Annotated in this window: 27 protein-coding genes and 1 tRNA gene; 16 read left to right on the top strand and 12 right to left on the bottom strand. The window is 64.4% G+C overall.

Going from position 1 to position 26,776, the window contains the following annotated elements:
• Nucleotides 1-60: 60 nt before the first annotated feature.
• The 6 genes from IP68_RS01295 to IP68_RS01270 all read left to right on the top strand — a co-directional run bounded on the left by IP68_RS01295 (nt 61) and on the right by IP68_RS01270 (nt 8,134).
• Complete coding sequence (locus tag IP68_RS01295) at nt 61-1,299, top strand: lipoprotein-releasing ABC transporter permease subunit (protein ID WP_054133138.1); 1,239 nt, start codon at nt 61-63, stop codon at nt 1,297-1,299.
• Nucleotides 1,292-1,966 carry an ABC transporter ATP-binding protein gene (locus IP68_RS01290; protein ID WP_054133137.1) on the top strand — a complete coding sequence of 225 codons (675 nt, stop codon included), beginning with the start codon at nt 1,292-1,294 and terminating at the stop codon, nt 1,964-1,966. The genes IP68_RS01295 and IP68_RS01290 overlap by 8 nt, the downstream gene beginning before the upstream one ends.
• Entirely contained in the window at nt 1,963-2,439 is a 477-nt protein-coding gene (locus IP68_RS01285) for a glutathione peroxidase (protein WP_054133136.1), read from the top strand. The genes IP68_RS01290 and IP68_RS01285 overlap by 4 nt, the downstream gene beginning before the upstream one ends.
• Before the next feature lie 145 nt (nt 2,440-2,584).
• Complete coding sequence (locus IP68_RS01280) at nt 2,585-2,923, top strand: hypothetical protein (RefSeq protein WP_040370991.1); 339 nt, start codon at nt 2,585-2,587, stop codon at nt 2,921-2,923.
• 45 nt (nt 2,924-2,968) lie between these two features.
• Nucleotides 2,969-6,454, top strand: coding sequence for a DNA polymerase III subunit alpha (gene dnaE, locus IP68_RS01275; protein ID WP_054133135.1), 3,486 nt, complete (start codon nt 2,969-2,971; stop codon nt 6,452-6,454).
• Nucleotides 6,455-6,529: 75 nt separating this feature from the next.
• Complete coding sequence (locus IP68_RS01270) at nt 6,530-8,134, top strand: long-chain fatty acid--CoA ligase (RefSeq protein WP_231683602.1); 1,605 nt, start codon at nt 6,530-6,532, stop codon at nt 8,132-8,134.
• Nucleotides 8,135-8,152: 18 nt separating this feature from the next.
• Here IP68_RS01270 and IP68_RS01265 read toward each other — a convergent pair whose 3' ends face one another.
• Both IP68_RS01265 and IP68_RS01260 read right to left on the bottom strand, forming a co-directional pair.
• Nucleotides 8,153-8,932 (bottom strand): SDR family oxidoreductase, encoded by a 780-nt coding sequence (locus tag IP68_RS01265; RefSeq protein WP_054133133.1) that lies wholly within the window; start codon nt 8,930-8,932, stop codon nt 8,153-8,155.
• Between the two features lie 152 nt (nt 8,933-9,084).
• Nucleotides 9,085-9,948, bottom strand: a complete 864-nt coding sequence (locus tag IP68_RS01260) for a class I SAM-dependent methyltransferase (protein ID WP_054133246.1) — start codon at nt 9,946-9,948, stop codon at nt 9,085-9,087.
• Between the two features lie 41 nt (nt 9,949-9,989).
• Between IP68_RS01260 and IP68_RS01255 the strand changes: the two genes are divergently transcribed.
• From IP68_RS01255 to IP68_RS01235, 5 genes are all read left to right on the top strand, one after another.
• Complete coding sequence (locus IP68_RS01255; protein WP_054133132.1) at nt 9,990-10,739, top strand: ComF family protein; 750 nt, start codon at nt 9,990-9,992, stop codon at nt 10,737-10,739.
• 75 nt (nt 10,740-10,814) lie between these two features.
• Entirely contained in the window at nt 10,815-11,072 is a 258-nt protein-coding gene (grxC, locus tag IP68_RS01250) for a glutaredoxin 3 (RefSeq protein WP_054133131.1), read from the top strand.
• A gap of 7 nt (nt 11,073-11,079) precedes the next feature.
• The gene (locus IP68_RS01245) at nt 11,080-11,907 is read left to right on the top strand and encodes a carbon-nitrogen hydrolase family protein (RefSeq protein WP_054133130.1); all 828 of its coding nucleotides are present in this window, start codon (nt 11,080-11,082) and stop codon (nt 11,905-11,907) included.
• Nucleotides 11,904-12,413 (top strand): DUF1178 family protein, encoded by a 510-nt coding sequence (locus IP68_RS01240; protein ID WP_054133129.1) that lies wholly within the window; start codon nt 11,904-11,906, stop codon nt 12,411-12,413. Before IP68_RS01245 ends, IP68_RS01240 begins: the two co-directional genes overlap by 4 nt.
• Nucleotides 12,414-12,485: 72 nt before the next feature.
• Nucleotides 12,486-12,562 (top strand) — tRNA-Arg (locus IP68_RS01235).
• 64 nt (nt 12,563-12,626) lie between these two features.
• Here IP68_RS01235 and IP68_RS01230 read toward each other — a convergent pair.
• From IP68_RS01230 to IP68_RS01190, 9 genes are all read right to left on the bottom strand, one after another.
• Nucleotides 12,627-13,544 carry a CPBP family intramembrane glutamic endopeptidase gene (locus IP68_RS01230; protein ID WP_054133128.1) on the bottom strand — a complete coding sequence of 306 codons (918 nt, stop codon included), beginning with the start codon at nt 13,542-13,544 and terminating at the stop codon, nt 12,627-12,629.
• A 77-nt stretch (nt 13,545-13,621) separates the two neighbouring features.
• Nucleotides 13,622-14,347 (bottom strand): aquaporin Z, encoded by a 726-nt coding sequence (gene aqpZ / locus IP68_RS01225; protein ID WP_054133127.1) that lies wholly within the window; start codon nt 14,345-14,347, stop codon nt 13,622-13,624.
• Nucleotides 14,348-14,407: 60 nt separating this feature from the next.
• Complete coding sequence (locus IP68_RS01220; protein ID WP_054133126.1) at nt 14,408-14,911, bottom strand: hypothetical protein; 504 nt, start codon at nt 14,909-14,911, stop codon at nt 14,408-14,410.
• Between the two features lie 3 nt (nt 14,912-14,914).
• The gene (locus IP68_RS01215) at nt 14,915-15,271 is read right to left on the bottom strand and encodes a hypothetical protein (RefSeq protein ID WP_156317889.1); all 357 of its coding nucleotides are present in this window, start codon (nt 15,269-15,271) and stop codon (nt 14,915-14,917) included.
• A 53-nt stretch (nt 15,272-15,324) separates the two neighbouring features.
• A complete protein-coding gene (locus tag IP68_RS01210) occupies nt 15,325-16,122 on the bottom strand; it encodes a hypothetical protein (protein WP_054133124.1) in 798 nt (265 codons plus the stop codon).
• 135 nt (nt 16,123-16,257) lie between these two features.
• A complete protein-coding gene (locus tag IP68_RS01205) occupies nt 16,258-16,677 on the bottom strand; it encodes a hypothetical protein (RefSeq protein ID WP_054133123.1) in 420 nt (139 codons plus the stop codon).
• Nucleotides 16,674-17,480 carry a CPBP family intramembrane glutamic endopeptidase gene (locus IP68_RS01200; RefSeq protein WP_054133122.1) on the bottom strand — a complete coding sequence of 269 codons (807 nt, stop codon included), beginning with the start codon at nt 17,478-17,480 and terminating at the stop codon, nt 16,674-16,676. Before IP68_RS01200 ends, IP68_RS01205 begins: the two co-directional genes overlap by 4 nt.
• A 4-nt stretch (nt 17,481-17,484) precedes the next feature.
• On the bottom strand, nt 17,485-18,156 hold the full coding sequence (locus IP68_RS01195; RefSeq protein ID WP_054133121.1) for a hypothetical protein: 672 nt from the start codon (nt 18,154-18,156) through the stop codon (nt 17,485-17,487).
• A gap of 35 nt (nt 18,157-18,191) precedes the next feature.
• Nucleotides 18,192-18,893, bottom strand: a complete 702-nt coding sequence (locus IP68_RS01190; protein ID WP_156317888.1) for a hypothetical protein — start codon at nt 18,891-18,893, stop codon at nt 18,192-18,194.
• A gap of 252 nt (nt 18,894-19,145) precedes the next feature.
• Between IP68_RS01190 and IP68_RS01185 the strand changes: the two genes are divergently transcribed.
• The 5 genes from IP68_RS01185 to IP68_RS01165 all read left to right on the top strand — a co-directional run bounded on the left by IP68_RS01185 (nt 19,146) and on the right by IP68_RS01165 (nt 24,485).
• A complete protein-coding gene (locus IP68_RS01185) occupies nt 19,146-20,270 on the top strand; it encodes an AraC family transcriptional regulator (RefSeq protein ID WP_054133119.1) in 1,125 nt (374 codons plus the stop codon).
• A gap of 10 nt (nt 20,271-20,280) precedes the next feature.
• Nucleotides 20,281-21,606 (top strand): hypothetical protein, encoded by a 1,326-nt coding sequence (locus IP68_RS01180; protein WP_054133118.1) that lies wholly within the window; start codon nt 20,281-20,283, stop codon nt 21,604-21,606.
• Nucleotides 21,607-21,817: 211 nt separating this feature from the next.
• Nucleotides 21,818-23,329: a porin gene (locus IP68_RS01175; protein WP_054133117.1), complete on the top strand. Its 1,512-nt coding sequence runs from the start codon at nt 21,818-21,820 to the stop codon at nt 23,327-23,329.
• Between the two features lie 140 nt (nt 23,330-23,469).
• Nucleotides 23,470-23,685, top strand: a complete 216-nt coding sequence (locus IP68_RS01170) for a hypothetical protein (protein ID WP_054133116.1) — start codon at nt 23,470-23,472, stop codon at nt 23,683-23,685.
• Nucleotides 23,686-23,849: 164 nt separating this feature from the next.
• Nucleotides 23,850-24,485: a hemerythrin domain-containing protein gene (locus IP68_RS01165; protein WP_082382039.1), complete on the top strand. Its 636-nt coding sequence runs from the start codon at nt 23,850-23,852 to the stop codon at nt 24,483-24,485.
• A gap of 55 nt (nt 24,486-24,540) precedes the next feature.
• On the opposite strand, the gene IP68_RS01160 is transcribed toward IP68_RS01165, so the two are convergent.
• Nucleotides 24,541-26,775 carry a xanthine dehydrogenase family protein molybdopterin-binding subunit gene (locus tag IP68_RS01160; RefSeq protein ID WP_054133115.1) on the bottom strand — a complete coding sequence of 745 codons (2,235 nt, stop codon included), beginning with the start codon at nt 26,773-26,775 and terminating at the stop codon, nt 24,541-24,543.
• Nucleotide 26,776 lies beyond the last annotated feature (1 nt).

The following is a 26,776-nucleotide window of genomic DNA, read 5'->3' as shown; positions in this document are numbered from 1 at the left end:
CCTGTCGCAACGGCATCCGACCCGGTCATGCCAGCCATCCGAAAGGTCCGGTTCACGTCTATGCTGTCCACATTCGAATGGACGATCGCCAAACGCTATCTGCTGCCAGGGCGCGGAGAAGCGTTCATTTTCCTGGTTGCCGGGATCAGCCTTATCGCCGTCATGCTGGGCGTCGCGGCGCTTATCATCGTGATGAGCGTGATGAACGGCTTTCGCGCCGAACTGCTCGACAAGATCGTGGGGCTCAACGGCCATGCGGTGGTGCAGGGCTATGGCGGACGGCTGAAGAACTGGCAGGAGATCCTCGCCGAAACCCGCAAGATGGATGGCGTCGTGGCGGCGTCGCCGCTGATCGAGCAGCCGCTGCTGGTCAACTACGAAGGCCGGGTCGAGGCGATCCTGGTGCGCGGCACCGATGCGCCGGACATCGCCGCGCTCAAGGACAAGACCATATTGGGCTCGGTGAGCGCGCTCAAGGCGGGCGCATCGAAGGTCGCGATCGGATCGCGGCTGGCGCAAAATCTGGGTGTGCGCATCGGCGACAGCATCACCATCATCAACCCGGCGGGCCGCTCGACACCGTTCGGCACGGTCCCGCGCGAAATTCTCTACGAGGTCGCCGCGATCGTCGAGATCGGCGTGTATGATTACGATAAGGCGTTCGTGATCATGCCGATGCGCGATGCGCAGCTGTTGCTGCTGCTGGGCGATCAGGTGGGGATGATCGAGGTCACTACCCGCGATGCCGACGAGGTCAGTCAGATTCTCGCTCCTCTGGCGGAGCGTTTGCGCGGACAGGCGATCATCTCCGACTGGCGCACGATCAATGCCTCCTTGTTCGAGGCGCTCGCGGTCGAGCGGGTGGCGATGTTCATCGTGCTGTCGATCATCATCCTGGTGGCCGTGTTCAACATATTGTCGTCGCTGATCATGCTGGTTCGCGCCAAGACCCGCGACATCGCGATCCTGCGCACCATGGGGGCGAGCCGAAAGTCGCTGCTCAAGATCTTCATCACCGTCGGGCTGATCATCGGATCGCTGGGCACGCTGGCCGGATTGGGGCTGGGCTTTGTCTTCCTCTATTTCCGCCAGAGCATCGTGATGTTCGTGCAGCTTGTCACCGGGCAGGAGCTGTGGGACCCGTCGATCCGCTTCCTTACCGAGCTGCCCAGCCGCACCGATCCGATGGAGGTGCTGGGCATCACCGCGATGGCGATGATCTTCAGCTTCCTCGCCACGCTCTACCCGGCGCTCAAGGCTTCGGGAACCGATCCTGTGCAGGTGCTGCGTTATGAGTGATGCGGTCATCCATCTCACCGACGTCCGCCGCAGCTTTGCGCAAGGCGGGGTCACCATCGACGTGCTCAAGGGCATCGACCTGGCGGTGCAGCCGGGCGAGATCGTCGGGCTCTTGGGGCCTTCGGGCTCGGGCAAGTCGACCATGCTGCAGGCGGTCGGTCTGCTCGAAGGGGGCTTTACCGGTTCGATCCGCATCGCGGGCGAAGAGGCTGCGAACCTGTCGAGCAACGGCCGCACGCTGCTGCGCAAGACCGCGTTGGGGTTCATCTACCAGTTCCACCATCTGCTGCCCGATTTCACCGCGCGCGAGAACGTCGTGCTGCCGCAGCTGATCATGGGCAAGACCCGCGACGAGGCTGCAGAGCGTGCCGACCAGCTGCTCTCGCGGCTGGGTCTGGGGCAACGGCTGGACCATCGCCCCAGCCAGCTTTCGGGCGGCGAACAGCAACGGGTTGCCGTTGCCCGGGCACTGGCCAACCGCCCGAAGGTGGTTCTGGCCGACGAACCGACCGGAAATCTGGACGAGGCGACCGCCGACATAGTGTTCGCGGAGTTCCTCCATCTTGTAAGGGAAGAAGGCAGCGCGGCTTTGGTGGCCACCCATAACGAAAGACTGGCCACGCGCATGGACCGGGTTGTCCGCCTGCACGATGGAAGGATCGCATGACCGTTTTTGAATACAATATGCCGCTGCCCGATGGCAGCACCAGGCCGCTGTCCGACTATGCCGGCAAGGTGCTGCTGATCGTGAACACCGCATCGAAATGCGGCTTCACGCCGCAATACGAAGGTCTGGAGGCGCTGCACCGCGATCTTGGCGATCGCGGGTTCGAGGTGCTGGGCTATCCGTGCAACCAGTTCGGCGCGCAGGAACCCGGCGACGCCGAAGAGATCAAGAACTTTTGCTCGCTGACCTATGACGTCACCTTCCCGCTCTCGGCCAAGATCGCCGTGAACGGAGAAGAAGCCGATCCGTTGTGGAAGTATCTCAAGAGCCAGCAGGCAGGCCTCATGGGCAGCCGGGCGATCAAGTGGAACTTCACCAAGTTCCTGATCGACCGCAAGGGCAACGTCGTCGCGCGTTATGGCTCGATGATCAAGCCCGAGCAGCTGAAGGCGGATATCGAGAAGCTGCTGTAACCGGAAACGCTTCAAAGGCGAATTTCCTGCTATGCTTTTTCGTCATTCCCGCGAAAGCGGGAATCCCGCTATTGTGAGACCGGTCCGCTGAAGCGGGATCCCCGCGTTCGGGGGGTGACGAGCTAGTGACGAGGGAAGTAACGAGATGATCGAAGCCATCAGCACCTGGGCGAACGAACTGGGGGCGCAATATGGCGTCAATCCGTGGATCTTCGCGTCGATCTATGTCGGCGCGATTCCGCTGTTCCTCGCCAGCATCGCCTGGCTGGTGCGCAATGCGCGCGCGGGCAAGCCGACGCTGCTGCCGGTGATGTGCGCCGGCGCGTGCTTCGTCTCGGCCTATGTCTATCTGGCGATCGTCGGCAAGGATATCCCGCTATGGGTATGGTTCTTCCTCGGCGCGCTGATCCTTTACGGCATCTGGTCTACCGTCCGCGACGTGCGGCGCAAGATCGCGGCGCAGGATTTATCCACCGGCGAGTGAGCGCCACCCGTTCCCGAATCACGGGCCTGAAGGTAGCGTCCAACCATGGCTTATGAACCCTTCGTCCCGCTTCGCGTCTTCTCGGCATACACCATGCTCGAAGGCGCGATCGAGCCCAAGGCGATCGCCAAGACCGCACACGCGCGCGGCTTTCCCGCGATCGCTCTGGCCGACCGCAACGGGTTGTATGCGGGCATGCCGTTTGCCGATGGCTGCATGGAAAGCGGCATCCAGCCGATCATCGGGACCCTGCTGTGCGTTGCCCGCCCCGATGTTACAGGCTCTGCGCCGGTGCTCGACTGGCTGGCGCTCTACGCGCAGAACGCGACCGGATACGACAATCTGTGCGATCTGGTGTCGCACGCGCATCTCGACCGCCCGCTCGAGCTTCCCGCGCACGTTCCGTTCGAACGGCTCGAAGGCCGCACCGAGGGCGTGATCGCGCTGACTGGCGCGGGCGAGGGCGCGCTGGTGCGGCTGCTCGCCGCCGGGCAGACCGATGCCGCCGAGGCCTATTGCGAGCGGCTGCAGACGCTGTTTGGCGACCGGCTGTATGTCGAACTGTGCCGCCGCGGCGAGGAGATCGAGACGCTGGCGGAAACCGCCTTGCTTGACCTTGCTTACGCGCGCGGCCTGCCGCTCGTCGCCACCAACCCCGCCTGTTATTCGGACCCCGGCTTCCACGCCGCGCATGACGCGATGCTGTGCATTGCGCGGGGCGAATATGTCGGCGCGGCCAACCGTGAACGCAGCTCGCCCGAGGCGTGGATCAAGTCCGCGCCGATGATGCGCGAGCTGTTCAGCGATCTGCCCGAGGCTTTGGTCAACACTTTGGTCGTCGCGCAGCGCTGCGCCTTTGCGCCGCCCAAGCGCAAGCCGATCCTGCCCAGCCTTGCAGGCGATCTCGAGGGAGAGGCGGCGCAGCTGCGAGCGGATGCGTTCGCCGGGCTGGAGATGCGGCTGTCGACCTATACCGACCAGAGCGAGGAAGAGCGCAAGGCGTATTTCGAACGGCTGGAGTTCGAGGTCAACGTCATCGTCGGCATGGGTTTCCCGGGCTACTTCCTGATCGTTGCCGACTTCATCAAATGGGCCAAGGATCACAACATCCCGGTGGGCCCGGGACGTGGATCGGGCGCGGGCTCGGTCGTCGCCTGGGCGCTGACCATCACCGATCTTGACCCGATCCGGCTGGGGCTGCTGTTCGAGCGTTTTTTGAACCCCGAACGCGTTTCCATGCCCGACTTCGATATCGACTTCTGCGAAACCCGTCGTGGCGAGGTGATCCGCTATGTCCAGGCCAAATACGGCCGCGACCACGTGGCGCAGATCATCACCTTCGGAAAATTGAAGGCGCGCGCGGTGCTGCGCGATACGGGCCGTGTGCTGCAGATGGGCTATGGCCGCATCGACGGGCTGTGCAAATTGGTACCCAACCACCCGACCGATCCTTGGAAGCTGGATCGCGCGCTGGCAGGCGTCGAGGAGCTGCGCCATCAGTATCGCGACGATGCAGAGGTCAAACGGCTGTTCGACCTTGCGATGCAGCTCGAGGGCCTGCCACGGCACAGCTCTACCCACGCCGCCGGCGTCGTCATCGGCGACCGTCCGCTGGCGCAACTGGTGCCGCTGTATCGCGACCCGCGATCGGACATGCCGGTCACCCAGTTCGACATGAAGTATGTCGAGACCGCTGGCCTTGTGAAGTTCGACTTCCTGGGCCTCAAGACGCTGTCGGTGCTGCACAAGGCGACCGAGATGCTGGAAAAACGCGGCATCAAGGTCGATCTGAGCACGCTGCCCTGGGACGATGCGGGCGTGTACGAACTGCTCAAGCGCGGCGATACCGTCGGCGTGTTCCAGCTGGAATCCGAGGGCATGCGCCGCACGCTGGCGCAGGTAAAGCCGACCGCGTTCGGCGACATCATCGCGCTGGTCTCGCTCTATCGCCCGGGTCCGATGGACAATATCCCCAGCTTCGGTGCGCGCAAGAACGGGCGCGAGACGATCACCTATCCGCACCCCTTGCTTGAGGACATCCTCAAGGAAACCTATGGCATTATCGTCTATCAGGAACAGGTGATGCAGGCAGCCCAGGTGCTCGCGGGCTATTCGCTCGGCGATGCCGACCTTTTGCGCCGCGCGATGGGCAAGAAGATCAAGGCGGAGATGGACCAGCAGCGTGGTCGCTTCGTCGAGGGCGCAGGCCGCAACAATATCGACACCAAGAAGGCCAACGAGCTGTTCGACTTGATCGACAAGTTCGCAGGCTATGGCTTCAACAAGAGCCATGCGGCAGCCTATGCGTTGCTCGCGTACCAAACCGCGTGGTTGAAGGCGCATTACCCGCACGAGTTCTTCGCGGCATCGATGTGTTTCGACATGCACCAGAGCGAAAAGCTCAACATCTTCGTCGATGACATGCGGCGGATGGGCGTTGCCTGCCTGCCGCCGTGCATCAACGCCAGCGAGGCCGAGTTCTCGGTCGAGGAAACGCCCGAGGGGCTGGCGGTGCGCTATGCGCTCGCGGGCCTCAAGAACGTCGGCGAAAAGGCGATGGAGGGCGTGGTCGCGACGCGCATCGCGAGCGGTCCGTTCGCGTCGCTGGGCGACTTTGCCGACCGGGTCGATCCGGGCCAGCTCAACAAGCGCCAGATCGAAAGCCTGGCCGCAGCAGGCGCCTTTGACGGTTTCGAGATCGAACGCGCTTCGGTGCATGGCGGCGCAGACATGGTGCTGGCGGTTGCGGCGGACGCGCATCGCCAGCGCACCAGCGGGCAGGGCGGTCTGTTCGGCGATGTCCAGCAGCCCGGCCAGTCGCTGCGGTTGCCCGCATCCAAACCCTGGGCGATGGGCGAGCGGATGACCGCGGAGCGCGATGCGTTCGGCTTCTTCTTCTCCGCGCACCCGGTGACCGAATTCGCCGCGACCGCGCGATCGCAGGGCGCACGGCCCTATCAGCAGGTCGTCGAGACGATGGATGTCCGCGTCGGCGAGCGCAAGACCGCCAAGGTCGCCGCGCTGGTAGAAGGCTGCAACCGGCGCCAGAGCAAGCGTGGCAACGCCTTTGTCATGGTCGACCTGTCGGATGAAAGCGGGCAGTTTTCGGCAAGCTCTTTCGATGACGACATCGTCGCAGCCATGCCCGAATGGGCGAGCCAGTCCGCCTGTCTGCTGATCGAGCTCGAGTTCGACCGGTCGAGCGAGGACCAGGCGCCGCGCGCCACCATCCGCCGCGCACGTCCGCTCGACGAGATCAAGGTGACCTTCCGCCACCGCGCGAGCATCGACGTGCTGCGACCCGAGGCGCTGGGGCAGCTCTCGCAATTGGTGGGCGAACCCGGCGGCGGCCAGGACGAACTCCACGCCCGGCTGATCATGGGGCAGGGTCGGGTGATGCCGGTCAAGCTCGGCAATCGCTTCCGGCTGGATGCCGAGACGATCGAGGCGCTGCGCGCGCTCGACGGGATTGCGGTGCGCGATGTCGAATCCTTTGCCACCCAGCGCCCCGACCTGCGCCTCGTGAGTTGACTTGGGCTCCGCTTCGGGCTTTCTGATCGCAATACAATTGCGCCCCGCAAGGGGGCCATGGGTCAGGAGAGTCGGATGATTGTTGGCGGAATGCAGGATTATGAGCTTCGCGTGATGCGGCTGCTCGACCATGCCGAGCGCGAAAGCGGCAAGCGTGAAATTGTCAGCCATTGGGCCGATGGCAAGCAGACCCGCACCCACTGGGCAGGCATCGCCCGCGATGCGCGCCGGCTGGCGAGCGCGCTGGTCGCGCTGGGCCTGCAGCCCGGCGACCGCGTCGCCACGCTGGCAATGAACCACAGCCGCCATCTGGTTGCCTGGTATGGCGCGATCGGGATGGGCGGCGTGATCCACACCATCAACCCGCGGCTGTTCGAGGAGCAGCTCGAGTACATCGCCAACCACGCCGAGGACAAGGTGCTGTGCTATGACGCGGCGTTCCAGCCGATCGTCGACAAGATGAAGGACCGCTGGACCACGATCGAGCATTATGTCTGCTTCGACCCGCCCGCCGGATCCTCCGCTCAAGGCTTCGAGGCGCTGCTCGACAGCGGCGATGCGGACTATCGCTGGCATGAAGGCTCGGAGCGCGAGCCGTGCATGCTGTGCTATACCTCGGGAACCACGGGCAACCCCAAGGGCGTGCTGTACGAGCACCGCTCGACGGTGATCCACGCGCTCGCCGAAATGCAGCCGGCGGTATTCTCGCTCTCGCCGCAGTCGGTGGCGCTGCCGGTGGTGCCGATGTTCCACGCCGCTGCCTGGGGCCTGCCCTTTGCGGGCGCGGCTGCGGGGATCAAGTTCGTGTTCTCGGCGGTCAACGATCCTGCGATCCTGTGTGACCTGATGAACTCCGAGAAGGTCACCCATTCCGCAGGCGTGCCGACCGTATGGCTGGCGATGTTCCAGCATATCGACAGCACCGGCAAGATGCCCGAATATCTGCAGGTCGTCACCATCGGCGGCTCGGCCGCACCGCGCGCGATGTGCGAGCGGATCATGAAGATGGGCGCGCGGATGAACCACGCCTGGGGAATGACGGAAACCTCGCCGATCGGCACGATGGGCGCGCCATCCCCTGATTGGGACGATCTCGATTTCGAGGCGCAGCTCGACCTCGTCACCAAGCAGGGCCGGGTGCCCTTCGGTGTCGAACTGCGCGTGGTGGACGAGGACGGCAACATCCTCCCCCGCGATGGCAAGTCCAGCGGACGGCTGCAGATCAAGGGTCCGTGGATCATCAAGCGCTATTTCAAGGCGGAAAGCGACGCGCTGACCGAGGACGGCTGGTTCGACACCGGCGACGTCTCGGTCATCCACCCCGATGGCGTCATGCAGATCACCGACCGCGCCAAGGACGTGATCAAGTCGGGCGGCGAATGGATCAGCTCGGTAGATTTGGAAAACGCGGCCGTGGGCATGCCGGATGTTGCCGAGGCCGCCGCGATCGGCATGCCGCACCCCAAATGGGACGAGCGTCCGCTGCTGCTGGTCGTCCCCAAGCCCGGAACCAGCCCCAGCAAGCAGGCGATCCAGGACCATCTGGCGCAGCACGTCGCCAAATGGTGGCTGCCCGACGATATCGTCTTCGTCGAAGAACTGCCGCACAGCGCCACCGGCAAACTGCTCAAGACCGCGCTGCGCGACCAGTTCAAGGACTATGTGCTGCCCACGGTGTGAGGGCGGCGCGATCGGCGGCTATCCGGGCGATGCCGCCGACCCTGCCAGCAGTCCGCCATCGATGTTGAACTCGCTGCCGGTGACATAAGCGGAGTCATCGGCGGCCAGCATCGCGGCGATCGCGGCGACCTCCTCCACGGTGCCGAAACGCTTCAACGGCGTATCGGCAACCATCGCGGCCATTCGCTCGGCGCGGTCGGGGCCGTCCCCCAGCATCGTCTCCCACATCGGGGTGAGGATGGCGGCGGGGTGGATCGAATTGCAGCGGATCTGCCAGCCCTGCTGCGCGCAATACAGCGCGACGCTCTTGCTGTGGTTGCGGATCGCGGCCTTGGACGAGGCATAGGCGGCGGCAAGCGGAATGCCCACCAGCCCCGAGCGCGACGAGATGTTGATGATCGATCCGGTGCCCTTGCCCTTCATCGCGGCGATGGCATAGCGGCACCCCAGGAACGTGCCGTCGAGGTTGACGCGGTGCACCGCGCGCCAGTCTTCGAGGGTGGCATGTTCGGGATCGTGCGGCACCGGCCCATGCTCGAAGCCTGTAATCCCGGCGTTGTTGACCACGACATCCGCCGCCGGGACCTCTTTCTGAAGCGCGGCCCAGTCGGCTTCGCTGGCGACGTCGAGCCTGATGAACCTAGCGCCGATGTCAGAGGCGAGCGCAGCCCCGGCCTGCTCATCGATGTCGGTGACGACGACCGAGGCGCCTTCCTGCTGAAATCTCCGTGCGATAGCCGCACCAATGCCCCGTGCCGCGCCGGTGATGACGCACAATTTGCCTGTCAGTTTTTGCATGTATGTTTCCGATATGATCGTGGAAGTGATGGGCCAGTATTTGTGCCTGAGCCACCACGCAGTGGTCATGCCGCCTCAGCGGTGATGCTGGATCATGTCGATAACTCCTTGTGGTACTGTTTTAGCACCAGCGCCGCGATGCTGCAAACCGCTTAGCGCCTGGCCGATTTGTCCAGCACGCCCGCAAGCGAGGTCGTCGCGCTGCCCCGGCGCGCAGGCTTGGGCTGGTCTGGCGAGGGGGCCCAGCCGCTCAGATACACGATCTCGAACCGCTCCGGAGTCTTGCCGTCGGGCTCTGCCGCCTCGGCGAAGGCCTGCAGCGCGGCGATCAGGCCCGTCCTGCTGACCGGCGGCGCGCCTGTCGCCAGCACATTGGTCCAGCCATGACACCGCAGGTCGCGCACCAAAGCGGGCAGCGCGGAGTAGCGCACGATCAGCGTGTCGCTGTCCGCCACTGGCATCGCAAAGCGCGCGCGCTGGAGCAGATCGCCCGCCGCGCGGACATCGATCTGCGGATGGATATGCGCCGCGACCCCGCGCCCGGTCGCCTCATCTGCCGCAAGCATCGCCGACTTGAGCCGCGGCACCGAACCTGCGCCGATCAGCGCGGCCATCATCAACCCGTCGGGGCGCAGGCTTCGGTTGATCTGGATCAGTGCGCCGGGAAGATCGTTGACGCTGTCGAGCGTGCCGATCGCGATCACCAGATCGAACGACGCGGGCTCAAAGGGCAGGGCATCTTCGTCGCACATCACATGCGGGCCGATCGGTCCGGCAAGCGTCACCTTCACCCCGCGCGCGTCGAGCGCCGCCAGCAGCATCGCGGGCGCGTGGCCGATCACCAGTGCATCGGCAAAGGTGCGGTTGACCCAGCCCAGCCGCTCGACGATCTCGTCGGCCATATGCTCGGCGAGGAACGCACCGCCATGACGCGCCGCCAGCTGCAACCCACGCGCCATCGCCAGCCGCCGTCGGGGGTAGGAAAACAGGATGCGGGGGGCTGTATCGTCGCTCATCGCGGCCTTGTGCCGGGGCATGGCCTGCGCGACAAGGGGGGATGAGCCTTGCCGTCTCTGTCCTCAAACCTCTGGTCGATCTGGTGCTGCCGCCGCGCTGCCCCGGCTGCGGGGTGCTGGTGGAGGACGACCTGCAGTTCTGCGGCGATTGCTGGAACGCGTTGCGCTTCATCAGCGCGCCTGCCTGCACCTCGTGCGGCAAGCCCTTTGCGCAAGGCCGCGACGATGATCTGGTGTGCGCCGAATGTCTTGCGCACCCGCCGCTGCATGATGGCATCAAGGCGGCGGTGCTGTACGACGATCTGTCGCGCTCGATCGTGCTGCGGCTCAAACATGGCGGCAAGATCGGGCTGGCCCGGCTGGTGGCAAAGCATCTGGAGCGGCATCTGCCTGCCGATGGCAGCGATGTGGTGCTGGTGCCCGTACCGCTGCACCGCTGGCGGCTGTGGCGGCGTGGCTTCAACCAGTCAATCCTGATCGCGCGTGCGCTGGCGGCCAAGCGCAGCCTGAAGATCGAAACCGACGTGCTCCGCCGCACCCGCGCCACTCCGCCGCTCAAGGGCATGACCCGGCAGCAGCGCGCGGTGGCAGTTCGCGGGGTGTTCGACATCCCCGCCACCCGGCGTGACCGCATCGCAGGCAGGCACGTGCTGCTGATCGACGATGTCTACACCACCGGCGCCACCGCCAATGCCTGTGTTCGCCTGCTCAAAAAGGCAGGGGCGGCGCGCGTGACCATCTTCTGCTGGGCGCGCGTGCTGCGCGAGGGCGACGAGGCGGATACGCCGTGACGGCAGCGACGCTTGCGCGCCACAACTGTTGCATTTGTGCGAAATTGCCCCAAATATGGAGCCAAGGATGGAAACATGGCCAAGATCGAAATCTACACCAAGTTCACCTGCCCCTATTGCTACCGGGCCAAATCGCTGCTGGGCGCCAAGGGCGTCGAGTTCGAGGAAGTCGAGATCTCGATGGGCGGCGAACCGCGGGCGGAAATGATCCGCCGGGCAGGCGGCCGGATGACCGTCCCGCAGATCTTCATTGATGGCAACCATATCGGCGGGTCCGATGATCTTGCCGCGCTCGACCGTGCCGGAAAGCTCGATCCGCTGCTGGGCCTTTGACGCGCACATGAAAATCGCCGTACTCCAGATGAACGCGGGCTTCGATCCGCTCGACAATGTTGCCGTGCTTACCGAGGCTGTGGCGCAGGCAAAGGCGGGCGGTGCCGAAATCCTGTTCACGCCCGAAATGTCGAACATGCTCGATCGCAACCGCGCCCGCGCAGCGGACAATATCCGGCCCGAGGAGGAGGATTACGTGCTTGGCATGGTCCGAGCCGCCGCTGCCATCGCCGGGATCTGGGTGCATCTGGGTTCGCTTGCGGTGCGGGGTGAAGCCGACGCCGACAAGTGGCGCAATCGTGCCTTCGTTATCGCGCCGAATGGCAACATCGCCGCGCGCTACGACAAGATCCATCTGTTCGATGTCGATCTGGCCTCGGGCGAGAGCTGGCGGGAATCCTCGGTCTATGCAGGCGGCGAGCGGGCGGTTGCGGTGCAATTGCCAGAGGCGGTGCTGGGCCTGTCGATCTGCTATGACATCCGCTTTCCCGCGGTCTATGCGGCGCTCAGCCGGGCAGGGGCAGACATTGTCGCAGTGCCCGCCGCATTCACCGTACCCACGGGAGAAGCGCACTGGCATGTACTGCTGCGCGCACGGGCGATTGAAAGCGCCTGCTTTGTGGTCGCAGCGGCGCAGACGGGCACCCATGGCGATGGGCGCAGCACGTACGGCCACAGCCTGGTGGTCGATCCCTGGGGCGATGTCCTGCTCGACATGGGCGAGGCGCCGGGCCTGGCGTTCGTCGACCTCCCGCTCGAGCGGATCGCCGAAGTGCGTGGCCGGGTGCCCGTGATCGCCAACCGCCGGCCTGTGGGGGAGGCGATCGTCGCATGATCGTCTTCGACTTGAAATGCACCAACGACCACGTGTTCGAGGTCTGGTTCGCCTCGAGCCAGGCCTATGAGGACCAGCGAACGCGCGGGCTCGTCGCCTGCGCCTTTTGCGGATCGACCGATGTTGCCAAGGCGGTGATGGCGCCGCGGCTCAACGCCAAGGGTAACCAGCAACTGGTCTCTGCGCCCGCCAGGGTCGACACCGCAGACGGAGTGCCGTCATCGCCCGCGCCGGTCGCAGTCAGCAACGCTGCCCCGCCGGTGGATGCGGCCAAGATGCGTGCGGTGCTGCAGGCGCTCGCCCAGGCACAGGCCCGGGCGCTGAGCCAGTCGACCTGGGTGGGCGGCGATTTTGCCGATCGCGCGCGCGCGATGCATTATGGCGAGGAGGATCACGCTCCGATTCACGGCCAGGCCGCTCCCGAAGAGGCGGCCGCATTGATCGAGGAAGGCGTCGCGGTTGCTGCGCTGCCGTTCCCGGTTGTCCCGCCCGAGGCGCAGAATTGAGGCCGCCGGGTGCACGCCGATCAGCAAACGCAATTGCGCTGACCTGCATCGCTGGCTAAACACCCCATCGGCGCGCCCGTAGCTCAGCAGGATAGAGCATCAGATTCCTAATCTGGGGGCCACAGGTTCGAATCCTGTCGGGCGCACCATTTCGCATCAGCGGCAGTGAACCTTGAGTCTCCGTCCGAGCCGCTTTGTTCGGGGGAAGTGCCGTCAGGCGGGTGGCTGCTCGATCAACGACCGCTCGGCAGAGGTCGCGATTTCCGGCTGGGTACGGCTCCAGAAGGGCTGCATAACCTGCCCGCGGCGCACCGCCCTCATCACCAGAATGGTTCCGGCGGTGGTGCACAACAGGCATGCGATCAGCGAGGCTTCCAGGCCAAAACTTCCACCGGTGAGCAGATCCGGACCGGTCATCACCGTCTTGAACAACCCCGGATCGGCGACGCTGCCTGAGACCACTCCGGAGAAGACGGCAGACTGGGTGTAGTTCCACGAGATATGAAAGCCGATGCCCAGCCACAGCCGCCGCGTCAGCATATAGGCAGCGGCGAGCAGCACCCCGGCCTCGACGCTGATGAAGATCGCGCCGGTGATCGTGGCCGCCGGGTTCATCAGATGCACCACGCCGAACACCACGGACGATACGAATACCGAGATCCAGCTGCCCAGCCATTGCTCGACGATGCGGAACAGCGCTCCCCGGAACAGCAGTTCCTCGAGAAAACCCGAACTGAGCGCCATGGCGATGGCGGGGAGCATGAACGCGGGCGGGTTGACGCCTTCGATCCGCATCACTCCGATCGCCATCAGGATCAGTACGCTGCAGGTGTATAGCGCGGTACCGAGCACCAGCCCGAGGCCAAGCTCACGGGGCATCGGGCCGAGCGCCAGATCGGCGGGCTCGCGCTGTTCGACATAGCGGGCAAAGCCGACATAGATCCACATCGCCAGCGCAACCATCCCTGCGACCGCCATGATCGCCTGGAGCGGCACGGCCTTGTTCTGCTCCAGAAAGGTGTTGCTGAAGGCAAGGCACCCCAGAAGCAGCAGGCCGAGCACGGCGAGCCGGATCGGCGCAAGTTGCGCGATGCGCAGCCAAAGCGGAGTGGTGCCGGAGCTATCGGTCATGACAGGGGTTCCAGTGGCAGTCTGACGGATGAAGCGGTTTTTGCGATGGTTTTGCGCGCTCGCCGATGGGTGGCGAGCTAGGCCGTAGCCTTGTCCTCGCCGCCGATCGCCTCGACGCCTTCGCCGGGCATCAGCACGAACTTCCAGATCAGCGCGCCGATCGCCGCACCCAGCAGCGGGGCCAGCCAGAACAGCCACAGTTGCGGCAGCGCGCCGGTCTGCGCAAACAGCGCGGCGCCGGTCGATCGTGCCGGGTTGACCGATGTATTGGTCACCGGGATCGAGATCAGGTGGATCAGCGTCAGCGCCAGGCCGATCGCGATGGGCGCGAAGCCCGCGGGTGCGGCTTTGGAGGTCGATCCCAGGATAACGATAAGGAACCCAGCGGTGAGGATGACCTCGATCAGCAACGCGGCCTGCAGTCCGTATCCCCCCGGCGACAGCGCGCCAAAGCCGTTGGAGGCAAAGCCACCCGGTTCGAACCCCGGCTTGCCCGTGGCGATGGCATAGAGTGCCGCAGCAGCGAGGATCGCTCCCACCAGCTGTGCGATCCAGTAGGGGATCAGGTTTTTCCAGGCAAAGCGGTTGGCAATTGCCAGCCCCAGCGACACGGCAGGGTTGAAGTGCCCGCCCGATATGCCGCCCACCGCATAGGCCATGGTCAGCACCGTGAGGCCGAACGCGAGCGAGACGCCGGCAAAGCCGATGCCCAGTTCAGGAAAGGCCGCTGCCAGCACGGCAGAGCCGCACCCTCCGAACACCAGCCAGAATGTACCGAAGACTTCGGCCGAAAGCTCCCTCATAACGCCCCCTCTTGCTAAAAACGTCCCGCACCTGTCCCGAAGATGCGTACCGCACTCCTGTCAGCCGGTCTTGCGCGGCTCCAGGATCAGGTGCTTGGCATCGCCCGCATTGCGCTCTACATCGGCATGTTCACAAAACGCCTGTTCATCGCTGGCCGCGATCGCCAGCTGCGCACCGAACATCATGCCGAAGCCCATCATCACCTGGCGTTCGCGCAGGTGCAGCGCCTCGGAATCGACCTCGAGCATCTTGCCCTTGTCGTCATAATAGATGACGTTCATCTCGTCTTCGAACCGCTTGGTGTTCACCTTGAACCCCGCGCAGGTGACGGCCACAGCCTGCTGGTGCGCCATGGCCTGGACCACGTTGCGCTGCCCCTCGTCGAGCCCGGCCTTTTCCATCGCCGAATTGTATGCCTTGGCAACCGTCAGATCCATATGGACCAGCGTGTCATGGTCGGTGGAGGCGGCCTGCGCCTGGGGTGCCGGGCCTTCGGAGCATCCTGCAACCAGGGCGATGGCGGCGATGGAGATCGATCCGCCGAGAATGCGCTGCATCTTCATCGTTCAATACCCCCGATTATAGGGATCATAGCCGAACTCGCGGCTGGTCCATTCGGCCGAATAATAGCCCTTGCGATAGCATTGCCGCTGGCTGCGATAGCACACGACGTTCTTCGCGGCGTTGTAGGTCTCGCCCCATCCGCCGCGATAGGAATCGCGGTCGTAATAGCTGCGGTTGCTGTCGCGGTTTCGCCGCCCGCTGGAGGCTGCTGCGGCGATGCCGACAATGGCGAGCCCGATGGCGGCGCCCGTTGCCCGGTCCCGGTCACGATGGCGATGATGATCGCGCGCTGTGGCGGTTGTCGGCAGCGCAAGGCTTGCGGCCACTGCTCCTGCCAGAACCCATTTTGCCATGGTCATGTTGGTCACCCCTCCCTGAAACAAACTCCCCGAAAACACGCGTGTCGCACCGTTCAATCGCGACAGGTGCGCGCCGATACGCTTTCGATCGACACGACATAGCCGTTCTGCGAATTGAGGATCAGGCATTGGCGCGAGGCCGCACGCCAATAGGTCATGTAGCGACCGGTATCGGTCTTCTTGTTGTCGATCTGCATGAAGCCGCGGCTCGTCAGCTGGCCGGTGGCATAGTTGCGCGCCTGACCCTGCAGGTCGTTGAACTCGGCAAAGGCGCTGTATCCGCCGCCATAGCTGTTGCCGCCGCGATAGCCCGTCTGGCTGCTGCGCTCGCGCACACCCGATTCAAAGCCGCTCGAATAGGCGTCGCTGCGCGAATAGTTGTGATAGGGCTGGTTGTAGAGGCCGTCGCGATGGCCACGCTCGAACTCGGCAGTGCCGCGCTCGTCATATTCGCGGTCGCCCCGGTGGTGCGACTTGCTGGCCAGCGCCGCAATCCCCAGCAGCGCGACCGCGCCCACGGCAATCGCCGCGGTCTTGTCTCCATTGCCGCCCTTCTGGTTGCAATCTGCATTGGTGGTCTTGTTGAGCGACTGGAAGTTGCCGTTGTAGGTGACGACCTTGACGCACTCCTTGGTGTTGCCGTTCCACCAATAGTTGATCTTGCTGTCGTCCTCGACATGACCTGAAATGCGGCTGAAGCCGCGATACTCCAGCTGGTCCTCGCCGCCGGCTGCACGCGCGCCGACCAGATCGCGGACCGATCCGGGCGCCTGAGCACTTGCCGCTATCGGAGACAGGACCATCGCTGCCGCTAGCGCGGTGGTCCCAAGGATTTTGAATTGCTGGATCATGATTGAATCTCCTCACCCGCGCCGTCAGCGTTCTTGTGAGACAAGTCTGACACATTGCCCGGGCATCGCCATTGGACATTTGTTGCCACCGGCTGGGCATTTCGCGCCAACCGGTGGTAAAGCGGGCCTGCCGGATCAGCCGGTTGCGCCGATGGTGATGGTGAAATTGGCGGTCTCGTTGCGCCGTGCAGCGTTGCGCATCAGGTAAAGGTCGATCGTGTAATCGCCGCTGGAAGGCACGGTGTCCTGAAAGCTGGTTCCTGCGCTTGATCCAATGAACATCGCCTGTTGCGCGCCGGGCGCGGTGACGTTGAAATAGTTCGACGCGTTGCTGGTCACTAGCTTGACGCTGACCTTCTGCCCGGCGCGTAGATTGACCACGAACAGGCGCGACTGATCGCCCTTGATCGTTCCCTTGATCGCCTTGGACGATGCGCCCTTGGCGAACTGGACGCGTTCGGGCTTGGGCATCGGCGCCTGCGCGATCGCTGCAATCGGCAATGCGGTGGCCGACACCGCCAGCGCGGCGATGGAAATGTGACGCGAAAAGTTCATGGCTGTTCTCCTTGCTGCGAAGTGGGATGGGTGAAGCTGTCGTCGCGCCAACCGGCTCTGACCTGCTCGTTGCGCACCAGCCAAAGGCCATAAAGGAACAGCGGGCCGGTCAGCATGACACCGAACAGCAGCTGGCTGGTCCACGCATCGGGTGAGGCAGGCGCGCTGTCCGCGCCGCTGCCGGTGAGGAAGACGACGAAGTCCCATGTTGCGTGGATGATCATGATCGGGATGATCGATCGGGTTCGGATGCGGATGGCGAGATAGGCGCAGCCGCTCATGAACGCGTTGAGCGCCTGGACGCTGGCACCTGCGAGCTCTCCGGTGATGAAGGCGTTGAAGATGTGCACCGATCCGAACGCCGCTGACACCAGCAGAAACCCCGGCCAGAAGGGCAGCGCCTTGCGCACGGCGCCCCACAGGATGCCGCGAAAGGCGAGCTCCTCGCTGAAACCGACCATCGCCGTGTTGATCGCGACCATGATGATCGCGGTGATGCCCAGCCTGCCGGTCAGAGCCGCGGTGGCTCCGAGCGCGAGCAGGTACAGCGCGGGCAACCACAACAGCTTGAGCGATGCCATCGGCTGGGGCTTGCGGAAGCCCAGATCGTGCCAGCGCGCCAGCCATGCAACCAGCATGAGAAACAGGGCTGCACCGGCCACGCCCCAGGCAAGACCCCGGGTGATCAGCTCCTGCAGCGAAATGGTCGACGACTGCACCACCATCGTCGATCCCAGCGTGATCGTGGCCCAGATCGCAACGGTCAGCAGCGCGAGCGCAAGGCGGGTGCGGGGGGATGTCATGCGGTCACTCCGATTGTCCTGCCAGCACCACGGCAACCGCGGTGAGGATGATGAGGAACTGGGCGACCAGCGCGGCGCCTAGCGCATGGCCGAAACCGCGGGCCAGGCTGGTCTGCAGCTTGGTGCGGAACCACAGGGTCTGCTGCGCGAGATACCAGCCGAGCATCAGGATGAAGATCACCCATGCGGCTGCCACCGCACCGGGGAAGCTGGCATGGCTCACCGATCGGCCGATGCCGAAGCTCATCGCGACAGGTGCGGTGACAAAGCACTGGCTGTAGAATATCGGCTTGAGCGTATCGCGGTCGAGCTCGATCCTGAGCTTCTGCAGCAGGCGCAGCGCCATGATCAACGGAAACAGGCTGAAGATGAACACCCGGAAGATCAGCAGATTCTGCGTATCGCTGAGAAAGGTCGGCAGGACGTTGCTCGCCTGGGCAGGCGCGGCTCTTTCGAACAGATGGCTGACCAGCAGGCACATCATCAGGAACAGCGGCGGGCTCAACGTATCCTTGTACTGTTCGGACTGCACATCGCCAAGTTCGGTATCGGCATAGTCCATCATCCGCTGGGGATGCCGTATCGTCAGCCACAAGGTGCGCGGGAAGAACACCAGCATCACCATGACCTCGTAGAGTAGCTCCTCCAGCGATTTGAGCAGCCTCATGAAATCCATGCGGTGGTCCTCGTGGCGGGCAAGCGGATCATGGATCAGTCGCCCTTGATGAAGACGTCGGGGACTTCATAGCGCTCGGGGCCGATGGTCACGACGGTGGTGTCGCCGTCGCGCTTGCCCAGCACCTCGAATTTGGACGAGCCATCGGCCTCGTTTGTGTTGGCCGTCAGGATCTTGCCCGCCTTGTCGAAGATCAGCATCCGGCTGTTGACGCCATCGGGCCAGTCGATGAACACCAAGGTCTGCCCGTCCTCCTGGTTGCGCTTGACCCCGGCGTCGCACATCGTCGCCTTCATGCCGCGATAACCCGCGCAGCGCAGTTGCGCGGTGGCATCGTAGTCGGTGCCTGCAACCTTGGCATCGCCCTGGCTGTCGCCATCGCCCGGCACGCCGGGAGCGGAATTGGGAACCGACACCAATGTGACGCCATCGATCTGCTTGAGGATCGTGCCGCCCAGCCTGGCCGCGTCCTCTGCCGTCGGGCACCCCACCAGCGCGGCGCTGTCGTCGAGAAAGTCGACCGTCGCAGGTGATTCGCCGATGCGGCGGCAGGCCGCCCCTGCCGCGGGGAAGCCATCGCCGAACACCGGCAGGCTGGCGGGCCATGCAAATGCAGCAGCCTCGGCCTTGTCCGGTGCTTCCGGCTGAGGCGAAGGCGCCTGCGCGTCGCAGCCGGTCAGCCACAGCCCGGCCAGCGCGACAATCGCTGCAGGCGTCACTCTCCATATGGCGGCCATCTTTGTCTCTCCCTTGGCTGGCTGCATGCAGGCTGTCCCATGCCGCACGCAGCGATTCCCATCCCCCGCCAATCATATTGAGCGACGCTGCGGTCATCGGCCATGGTCAATCATCGCCAACTTCTGGACAAATGACGCCATTCGAAAAGACACCGTCGATTTTGCAAGAAATAGCATTTTGTTTTTATTGGGATTGCATTTGGGTTAGCATGACACTGTCGGGGTGGGCGCCCGGCAGCGGGGCACCACCACATGTCAGTTGAATTTGATAGGCGGCAACTGAACTCTTCCGCTCCGGCAAACGTCGGAACCGCAGAGGCGGGCCGCGAAGATGCGCAGATCGCCATCAGCATGCTGGGGGCCAAGGCGCAGATCGAGGTTCCCACTGCCACCACGCTGCATTTCGGCCAATGGCTGGGCTGGCCCGACTGGCTGCGCAGCGGAACGACGCTGCCGGGTTCGGGGCCGCTGCCGCGCACTATCACGCTGGCCGACGATCTGATCATCATCGGCAACATCATCGACAATGCCGATTGCTTCGCGCTGGTCGAACGGGTGCTGACTGCGCCCAGACCCGTGATGGGCACCGTCGGCGTGCTGACACTGCTGCATGCGCCCGATCTGGGCAGCGCCCTCCACACGGTGGTCAAGGCGATGGCCGCGCAGAACCCGTTCGTGACCATCGAGCTTGAAGAGCGCGAAAGCGATGTCGGCATCAGCCTGTCGCCGCCATGGCCGATGGGGCCGCTTTTCCAGTTCTCCGCCATCACCGCGCTGGCGCTGATCTACCGTGCGGTCGAAGCGCTGGCCTGTTCCGATCCTGCCGCGATGACGCTCGAGACCCGACTCAGTTCGATGCCGGCAGCAGGCCCGATGCTCGAAGGTTTCGCCTGCCGGATCAGTCCGTCCGAGCATGCCGAAACGCTGTCCTTCCCGATCGCCTGGCAGACCACCGCCAACCCCGATTACGACCCGCAATTGTGGGCCGTGGCACAATCCAAGATTGCCGCGCTGCAGACCGTGATGGGAGAGCCCGACGAGGTGGCGAGGGTGCGGCTGGCCATTGCCGACATGCTGGCGCGCGATCATCGGGTGCCGAGGCTCAAGCAGATCTCGATCGCGCTCGATATTTCCAGCCGCACGCTGGTGCGGCTGCTTGCGCGCCACGGCACGAGCTTTCACGGCCTTGTCGAGCAGGAGCGGCGCGCCAAGGCGCTTTTGCTGATCGCCGATTGCTCGATTTCGCTGGGAGAAACCGCGCGTCTGCTGGGCTTTACCGACATGTCGAGCTTCGGCCGGTCGTTCCGCCAATGGTTCGGTGAAACCCCCGGCAATGTCCGCAAGTCGTGGCAGAGCGGCTGCCCGGGCCAGGCCTGACGATCGGCGGATGAGCCATCGCGCTGCCGTGCCGCCGGGCCTTGTCAGTCTGTGCGCCAGCGTGGGGCTCGAGCGTTTCGCCTTTTACGGCCTGCAGAGCATCCTGGCGCTGTATCTCGCCACGATGCTCTCCGACGGGCGCAATGTCGCCGACATCTGGATGCTGGGCGGGTTGACCCGCCTGACCGGAACGCAAGGTCTCGCACTCGCCTCGGTCATCACCGGGCTGTATGTCTCGCTCACCGCCATAGCACCCGTGTTCGGCGCAATCATCTCCGACCGGTGGATAGGGCAGCATCGCGCCGTGCTGGCCGGGGGCAGCCTGATGGCAGCGGGCCATGGCCTGCTGATCTTTGAGCCGGCGCTGATCCCTGCGCTTGGCATCATCGCGCTGGGCTCGGGCCTGTTCAAGGGACCGATGGCGGTGCGGTTGAGCGGGCTCTACGCGCCGGACGACAGCGCCCGGGTGGAGGGGTTCAGGCTGTTCTATGTCGCGATCAACCTGGGCGGGCTGCTGGCGCCGTTGATCATCGGAACAGCTGCCGAGCGTATCCACTGGCATGCCGGTTTCGCCATCGCCGGGGTGGCGATGATGGCGGGGCTGCAGCTCTACCGGCGACGCTTTGCCAACATGGGCGACGCGCACGTGCCGGATGCCGGGACTCAAGCGGCGAGGACTCGCGGGAGCGGGGGCGATGCAGTGACCATCGCCATCCTCGGTTTCAGCATCGCGATGATCTGCGTCGCCAACTTCCAGATCGCCAACGCCTATCTGCTATGGGCCGATAGCGGTTTCATCCTGTCGCTGGGCGGCTGGCGCTTTCCGGCGAGCTGGATGATCGCCGCCGATGGTTTGCTCAGCCTGTTCGCGCTTGGCGCGACGGGCGTCTTCTGGTCCCGCCACGAGCGCCGCCACGGCAGTGTCAGCCCGGCTGCCAAGGCGATGGTCGGAGCGCTGTTCGCCATCGCCGGTGTCGCCTGCCTGGTGCTGGCGGCCGGCGTGCACGGTCGGACCGGGGTGCCGCTGGGCTGGGGGCTGGGCTTCCAATTGCTCAACAGTCTCGGGCTGGCCAATATCCTGCCTGCAGTCATGGCGATGTTCGGGCAATCGAGCCCGAAGCGCTTCGCGGCGACGGCGATGGCGGGTTTCTATCTGTCGTTGTTTGCCGGCGGTCTGGTCAGCACGGCGCTCGCCAGCCAGTTCAGCACCCTTCCGATTCTGGTCTTCTGGTCAGCCCACGCGCTGTGCGCGCTCGCCGGGGCATCGGGGCTGGTCCTTGTCTGGCGCCGATCGCGCGCGATGGAAGCGCACGGGCGGCAGGGTCACGCCGCATAGCGCCTTGCCCGTGACAGCCGAGCGGGCGCGCAGCCGCGACGGCTGCAGCACCTGCCTGCGTCTTGCCGCAAGCATGCCTTCAATGCGCTTGTTGTTCCCGTGCATCCTGATAGAGGGGGCGCAAACCGTCACATAAGTGACACAGAACTGACACAAAGGCAGCGGTCCTGGCCGGGCTTGCCTGGCTGGTAACCTTCGAAGGCACATTTTCATGTTGTTTGTTCCAGGTGGCATTTCCACCAAATTGCTGGCTGCAACCATGCTCGCCACCATGGCTGCGCCCGCTCTGGCACAAGGCGCGCCTGTTCCAGCGGCGGCGGATCAGGCCGGTGTGATCGCCGATCTCCAGCGCCAGATTGACGAATTGAAAGCAATGGTCGCGCAATTGCAGGCGGCGCAGCAGACGGCGGCATCTGCAGCCCCGTCGCAGCCACAGAACCCTGTGGTGCTGGCGCAGCAGGCTTCGCCCTCAAACCCGGCGCCATCCTCGCAAGCCATAACGGCGGCGGCAGCGCCCCCGGCAGCAGGCACACCTCAAAGCCCGCCGGTACAGACCGCATCGACCTCGCGCGGCGGCAAGCGCTGGTACGAAAAGCTGATGCTGCGCGGCTATACCCAGATGCGGATCAACGAGATCGTCTCCGGCGATGATGTCGCGCCTGCCGGGCTGTCGCGGTTGCGGTCGATCGGCGATAGCGGGATCCGCGACGAGGGCAATTTCAGCCTGCGCCGGGTTCGCCTGATCCTGCAGGGCGATGTGAACGACTATCTGTCGCTCTATCTGCAGCCCGATTTCGCGACCGCCGTATCCAACCAGTCGGTGGGCGAACGGCGCGAGGGCTTTGCGCAGCTGCGCGATGCCTATGCCGATGTCTTTCCCACCGGTGACAAGAGCTTCCGAATCAGGCTGGGCCAGTCGAAGATTCCCTATGGCTGGGAGAACATGCAGTCCTCATCCAACCGGCTGGCGCTCGACCGCACCGATGCGATCAACAGCGCGGCACCCGGCGAGCGCGACCTTGGCGTCGTCGCTTATTACACGCCGCCGCATGTCCAGCGCATCTGGGACAGGCTGACCGAGGACGGGCAGAAGCTGTTCGGCAATTACGGCGCGTTTGGCCTCGGCGCCTTCAACGGCCAGGGGCTCAACCGCACCGAGACCAACGACAATGTCATGATCGTGGCGCTCGCCACATGGCCGTTCGAGCTCGACGGGCTGGGGCTCGATGGACAGGTGCTCGAACTGGGCGGATCGATGATGCGCAATCGCATTGAGATCGAGCAGCGCACAGGCGGGCTCAGCCCGGTGAGTTATGCCGACAACCGCATCGGCGTGCATGCGATCCTGTACCCGCAGCCCTTCGGCCTGCAGGCGGAGTGGAACTGGGGTAGGGGGCCGCAGTTCGATCCCGCCACGCAGCAGATCGAAACCCGTTCGCTGCGCGGCGGCTATGTCCAGGCGATGGGCCGCGTACGCCGCTCGCCGCTCGGCCCGTTCTACCCGTTTGCGCGCTGGCAATATTATCGCGGCGGTTTCAAGGGCGCGATCAATGCGCCGCGGCTGGAAACCGAGGAGCTCGAACTGGGGCTCGAATTCCTGCCCACACCGGCGCTGGAGCTTACGGTAACCTATGGATGGGCGTCGCGCCGGGAAGCCGATGAGCGCCGCTTCGGCCAGGCTGAGGGCGAACTGCTCCGCGTCCAGGCGCAGTGGAACTATTGACCGTTGGACGGGGCCCTGGGGTCCGTCCAGCGCGTTTGGCTGCCAGCCGAGGTGTGACACCCGGCAGGTGGATGCAGAGCGGGAACGGTTTGGCGCGGTGCACGTTGGAAACCCCACAACACACAACGATGAGGCCCAATATGTTCGGCAAGATTATTTCCGCAGTGGTTGGCAAGAAGATTGCCGAGCGCACCCCCGGCATCAGCGAAGGACAGGGCGCGCTTGTCGGTCTGGCCGCAGCCACCGTTGCGCGGCGGCTTGGTCCGGGCGGGATGGTAGTGGCAGCGACCGGCGGCTGGCTGGCATCGCGCTATCTCAAGAAGCGCCAGGCGCGCAAGGGCCAGCCCAGCTGGTAAACACAGCTTGCGGGCAGGGCAGCGAGGCTTAAACTGGCCGCGTTGCCTGCCCGCATGGTATGTCGCGACAATAACCCCATGGCCCGTCAAACGGCCTTGGGGTTTTCGTGCATTCAGTTGCGGCAGGCTTTCGACGTTCGTCACCCCAGCTAAGGAGCCATGTCATGGCCGGCAAGAAAGCCAAGTCTCCCAAGAGTTCCACGGTCAGATCATCGAGCGATGCCAAGGCCAAGACCAAGGCGATCGACAAGGCCAAGGCGATCGCGCCCGATGTTCCCGCTCGCATCGGTCAGACCCCCGAGACCGATCTGCGCGGCCTGCCCGATGTGTTCGGTCGGCTGATCGAGGATCATGACCGTCACCGGGCATTGCTGGCGATGATCGAGGCGACCGATCGCAAGGGGGATGATCGCGCGCGGCTGTTCGAGGAGCTGGTGCTCGAGCTGAAATCCCACGCTGCGGCCGAAGAGCAGGCCTTGTGGTCCACCGTGCTGCGCAATCCCGAAACTACCGAATTTGCCCGCCACGCGGTGGCCGAGCACAAGGATATCGACAAGATGCTCGATGACCTAACCGCGCGCGACATGGGCAGCAAGAAGTGGATGGAGCGCTTTGCTGCGCTCAAGCACGAATATCTGCACCATATTGCCGAGGAAGAGCAGGAGCAGTTCGTCGCCAGCGAGGCGATCCTGACCGACGCAGATCGCAAGTACATGCGCACCGTCTTCAATCGCCGTAAAAAGGCGGAGAAGGAAGCGGCCGAGCTGAAGCCCAAACTCAAGGTCGAGGACATCGCCTGACCAGCGCGGTCAAAGCCGGTGTGCCCGTTTCGGACGCACCGGCTGTGTATCGGTCTCAGGCCACCTTGGCGAACGGATCGGGCAGTTGTTCGATGACCTTGTCGAGCGTCATCGGGAAACTGCGCAGGCGCACCCCGCAGGCATTGTAGATCGCGTTGGCGATTGACCCCGCCGCGCCGCAAATGCCAAGCTCCCCCACACCCTTCGCCTGGAGCGGGCTTGCCGCAGCATCGCGTTCTTCCAGCAGGATCACCTCGATCGCGGGGACATCCGCATGTGCGGGCACGTGGTATTCGGCAAGGTCGTGATTGACCAGATGACCGTCGCGCAGATCGAAGGCCAGTTCCTCGGTCAGCGCACTGCCGATGCCCCACACCATTCCGCCCAGACATTGCGAGCGCGCGGTCTTGGCATTGAGCACCCGGCCAAAGCCGAACGCGCCGGTCATCCGCCGCACCCGCGTCTCACCGGTAAAGGCGTTGACCGCGACCTCGGCGAAGAACGCGCCATAGCTCGCCTGCGAATAGTCCTTGGCGGTCTTGCCTGGCTTGATCGAACCGGTTTCCGCGAAATCCTTGCCATCGAGCAAATCGGTCAGCGCGCGCGAGTCATCGCCTGCGCTCGCCACGCCATCCTTGATGTCGAGATCTTCGGCGTCGCAGCCCAGCGCCTTGGCGATCCGCTTGCGGATATCCTCGCACGCGCGCATCACGGCAGAACCGGTGGAGATCGCGCCGAAGCTGCCGCCTGATCCCGCGCCTGCAGGCAGGCTGGTGTCCCCCAGCATGACCTTCACCCGATCAATCGGTAGCCCAAGCATCTCGCCTGCGATCTGGCCAAGAATGGCGTAGGATCCGGTACCGATATCGGTCTGGTCGGTTTCCACCAAAGCGGTGCCATCTGCTTTCAGCGTCACGCGTGCCTCGGCATCGACGAGCATGTTGACGCGTGCAGCGCTGGCCATACCCATGCCGATCCACCATTCGCCTTCGCGCCGTTGGCAGGGCGTGGCGTAACGCTGATCCCAGCCGAACGCGGATGCGCCCTGATCGAGCGCCTCGGCCAGCATGCGCGAGGAATAGGGCGTGCCCTCGACCGGCACCTTGTCGGGCATGTTGCGCTTGCGCAGTTCGACAGGATCGATCCCGACCGCTTCGGCCAGTTCGTCCATCGCTGCCTCGAGCACCTGCATGCCCACGGCCTCGCCCGGCGCGCGGACCGAGCCCGCCGTCATCCGGCTGATCCGGGCTACCTTCACCTCGAGCAGGCGGTTTTCGCCGCTGTAGAGAAATTCGGTCGCCTGGGTGACCGGCTCGGCAAAATCCTCGTCGGGCAGGTTGGAGACCAGCGCCTCATGGCCAAGGCCGATCAGCTTGCCGGTGGCATCTGCTGCCAGACGCACGCGCTGCCTGGTTTCCGAACGCCGCATCACCGTCTGGAAGACATGCTGGCGGGTCATAACCACTCGAACGGGGCGTTGCAGTTCCTTGGCAGCGATCGCCGCTGCGACAGCCTCGTGCGTGATTCCCAGCTTCGATCCGAAACCGCCGCCGACATAAGGGGCGATGATCCGCACCTTTTTGGGCGACATCGACAGGCAATCGGCGATCTCTTTGACGTTGTACGACAGCATCTGATAGCTGCCGTGCAGCACCAGATGGTCGTCGTCCCATTGTGCGATGGTGGCATGCGGCTCCATCGCGGCGCTGGCGTGGCCGGGCGTGTCATATTCGACATCGACCGCAAAGGCGGCATCGCGCATCGCCTGATCGAGATCGCCACCCCTGACCGGCTCGCTGTTCGCGGGGTCTTCCACCTCCGCATCGGGGCTTTCGGGATCAAGGGCAATCGGCTCGTCGCTGATCGCATAATCGACCTTGAGCGCCAGCGCGGCATCGCGCGCCTGTTCGAAATTTTCCGCGACCACCAGCGCAATCGGCTGCGCGAAATATTCGACCGTATGCACGTCCTGCACCGGCGCTTCGCCTGCAGTGCCCTGAGTCGAGCGGCGGGTCATCGCTTCATCGGCCATCACCGCGAGCACGCCGGGCATATCGAGTACAGGCTGCTTGTGGATGGTCTCGACGGTCCCCTGCGCAATCGTCGAAAGCACCAGTACGCCTTCGGCGCAGTTGTCAAATTTCCACTCGGCCGAATAGGTCGCGCTTCCTCTGACCTTGAGCGGACCTTCGGGGCGATCAAGCGGCTTGCCAATCACGCCCTGGCGGGTGTGGTCGAGCAGGTTGCGAATGTCGGGGGTGTTGTACATGTCGGTCTTGAAAAGGCGCATC

The sequence above is a fragment of the Blastomonas sp. AAP25 genome, from assembly GCF_001295965.1.
Classification (GTDB): domain Bacteria; phylum Pseudomonadota; class Alphaproteobacteria; order Sphingomonadales; family Sphingomonadaceae; genus Blastomonas; species Blastomonas fulva.
This window is presented reverse-complemented; position numbering and strand designations above follow the sequence as displayed.

What these genes read in the sequence shown, in the direction of transcription:
- IP68_RS01295 (WP_054133138.1), top strand. Translation starts at nt 61, where the DNA reads ATGCTGTCCACATTCGAATGGACGATCGCCAAACGCTATCTGCTGCCA.
- IP68_RS01290 (WP_054133137.1), top strand. Translation starts at nt 1,292, where the DNA reads ATGAGTGATGCGGTCATCCATCTCACCGACGTCCGCCGCAGCTTTGCG.
- IP68_RS01285 (WP_054133136.1), top strand. Translation starts at nt 1,963, where the DNA reads ATGACCGTTTTTGAATACAATATGCCGCTGCCCGATGGCAGCACCAGG.
- IP68_RS01280 (WP_040370991.1), top strand. Translation starts at nt 2,585, where the DNA reads ATGATCGAAGCCATCAGCACCTGGGCGAACGAACTGGGGGCGCAATAT.
- dnaE (WP_054133135.1), top strand. Translation starts at nt 2,969, where the DNA reads ATGGCTTATGAACCCTTCGTCCCGCTTCGCGTCTTCTCGGCATACACC.
- IP68_RS01270 (WP_231683602.1), top strand. Translation starts at nt 6,530, where the DNA reads ATGATTGTTGGCGGAATGCAGGATTATGAGCTTCGCGTGATGCGGCTG.
- IP68_RS01265 (WP_054133133.1), bottom strand. Translation starts at nt 8,932, where the DNA reads ATGCAAAAACTGACAGGCAAATTGTGCGTCATCACCGGCGCGGCACGG.
- IP68_RS01260 (WP_054133246.1), bottom strand. Translation starts at nt 9,948, where the DNA reads ATGAGCGACGATACAGCCCCCCGCATCCTGTTTTCCTACCCCCGACGG.
- IP68_RS01255 (WP_054133132.1), top strand. Translation starts at nt 9,990, where the DNA reads ATGAGCCTTGCCGTCTCTGTCCTCAAACCTCTGGTCGATCTGGTGCTG.
- grxC (WP_054133131.1), top strand. Translation starts at nt 10,815, where the DNA reads ATGGCCAAGATCGAAATCTACACCAAGTTCACCTGCCCCTATTGCTAC.
- IP68_RS01245 (WP_054133130.1), top strand. Translation starts at nt 11,080, where the DNA reads ATGAAAATCGCCGTACTCCAGATGAACGCGGGCTTCGATCCGCTCGAC.
- IP68_RS01240 (WP_054133129.1), top strand. Translation starts at nt 11,904, where the DNA reads ATGATCGTCTTCGACTTGAAATGCACCAACGACCACGTGTTCGAGGTC.
- IP68_RS01230 (WP_054133128.1), bottom strand. Translation starts at nt 13,544, where the DNA reads ATGACCGATAGCTCCGGCACCACTCCGCTTTGGCTGCGCATCGCGCAA.
- aqpZ (WP_054133127.1), bottom strand. Translation starts at nt 14,347, where the DNA reads ATGAGGGAGCTTTCGGCCGAAGTCTTCGGTACATTCTGGCTGGTGTTC.
- IP68_RS01220 (WP_054133126.1), bottom strand. Translation starts at nt 14,911, where the DNA reads ATGAAGATGCAGCGCATTCTCGGCGGATCGATCTCCATCGCCGCCATC.
- IP68_RS01215 (WP_156317889.1), bottom strand. Translation starts at nt 15,271, where the DNA reads ATGACCATGGCAAAATGGGTTCTGGCAGGAGCAGTGGCCGCAAGCCTT.
- IP68_RS01210 (WP_054133124.1), bottom strand. Translation starts at nt 16,122, where the DNA reads ATGATCCAGCAATTCAAAATCCTTGGGACCACCGCGCTAGCGGCAGCG.
- IP68_RS01205 (WP_054133123.1), bottom strand. Translation starts at nt 16,677, where the DNA reads ATGAACTTTTCGCGTCACATTTCCATCGCCGCGCTGGCGGTGTCGGCC.
- IP68_RS01200 (WP_054133122.1), bottom strand. Translation starts at nt 17,480, where the DNA reads ATGACATCCCCCCGCACCCGCCTTGCGCTCGCGCTGCTGACCGTTGCG.
- IP68_RS01195 (WP_054133121.1), bottom strand. Translation starts at nt 18,156, where the DNA reads ATGGATTTCATGAGGCTGCTCAAATCGCTGGAGGAGCTACTCTACGAG.
- IP68_RS01190 (WP_156317888.1), bottom strand. Translation starts at nt 18,893, where the DNA reads ATGGCCGCCATATGGAGAGTGACGCCTGCAGCGATTGTCGCGCTGGCC.
- IP68_RS01185 (WP_054133119.1), top strand. Translation starts at nt 19,146, where the DNA reads ATGTCAGTTGAATTTGATAGGCGGCAACTGAACTCTTCCGCTCCGGCA.
- IP68_RS01180 (WP_054133118.1), top strand. Translation starts at nt 20,281, where the DNA reads ATGAGCCATCGCGCTGCCGTGCCGCCGGGCCTTGTCAGTCTGTGCGCC.
- IP68_RS01175 (WP_054133117.1), top strand. Translation starts at nt 21,818, where the DNA reads ATGTTGTTTGTTCCAGGTGGCATTTCCACCAAATTGCTGGCTGCAACC.
- IP68_RS01170 (WP_054133116.1), top strand. Translation starts at nt 23,470, where the DNA reads ATGTTCGGCAAGATTATTTCCGCAGTGGTTGGCAAGAAGATTGCCGAG.
- IP68_RS01165 (WP_082382039.1), top strand. Translation starts at nt 23,850, where the DNA reads ATGGCCGGCAAGAAAGCCAAGTCTCCCAAGAGTTCCACGGTCAGATCA.
- IP68_RS01160 (WP_054133115.1), bottom strand. Translation starts at nt 26,775, where the DNA reads ATGCGCCTTTTCAAGACCGACATGTACAACACCCCCGACATTCGCAAC.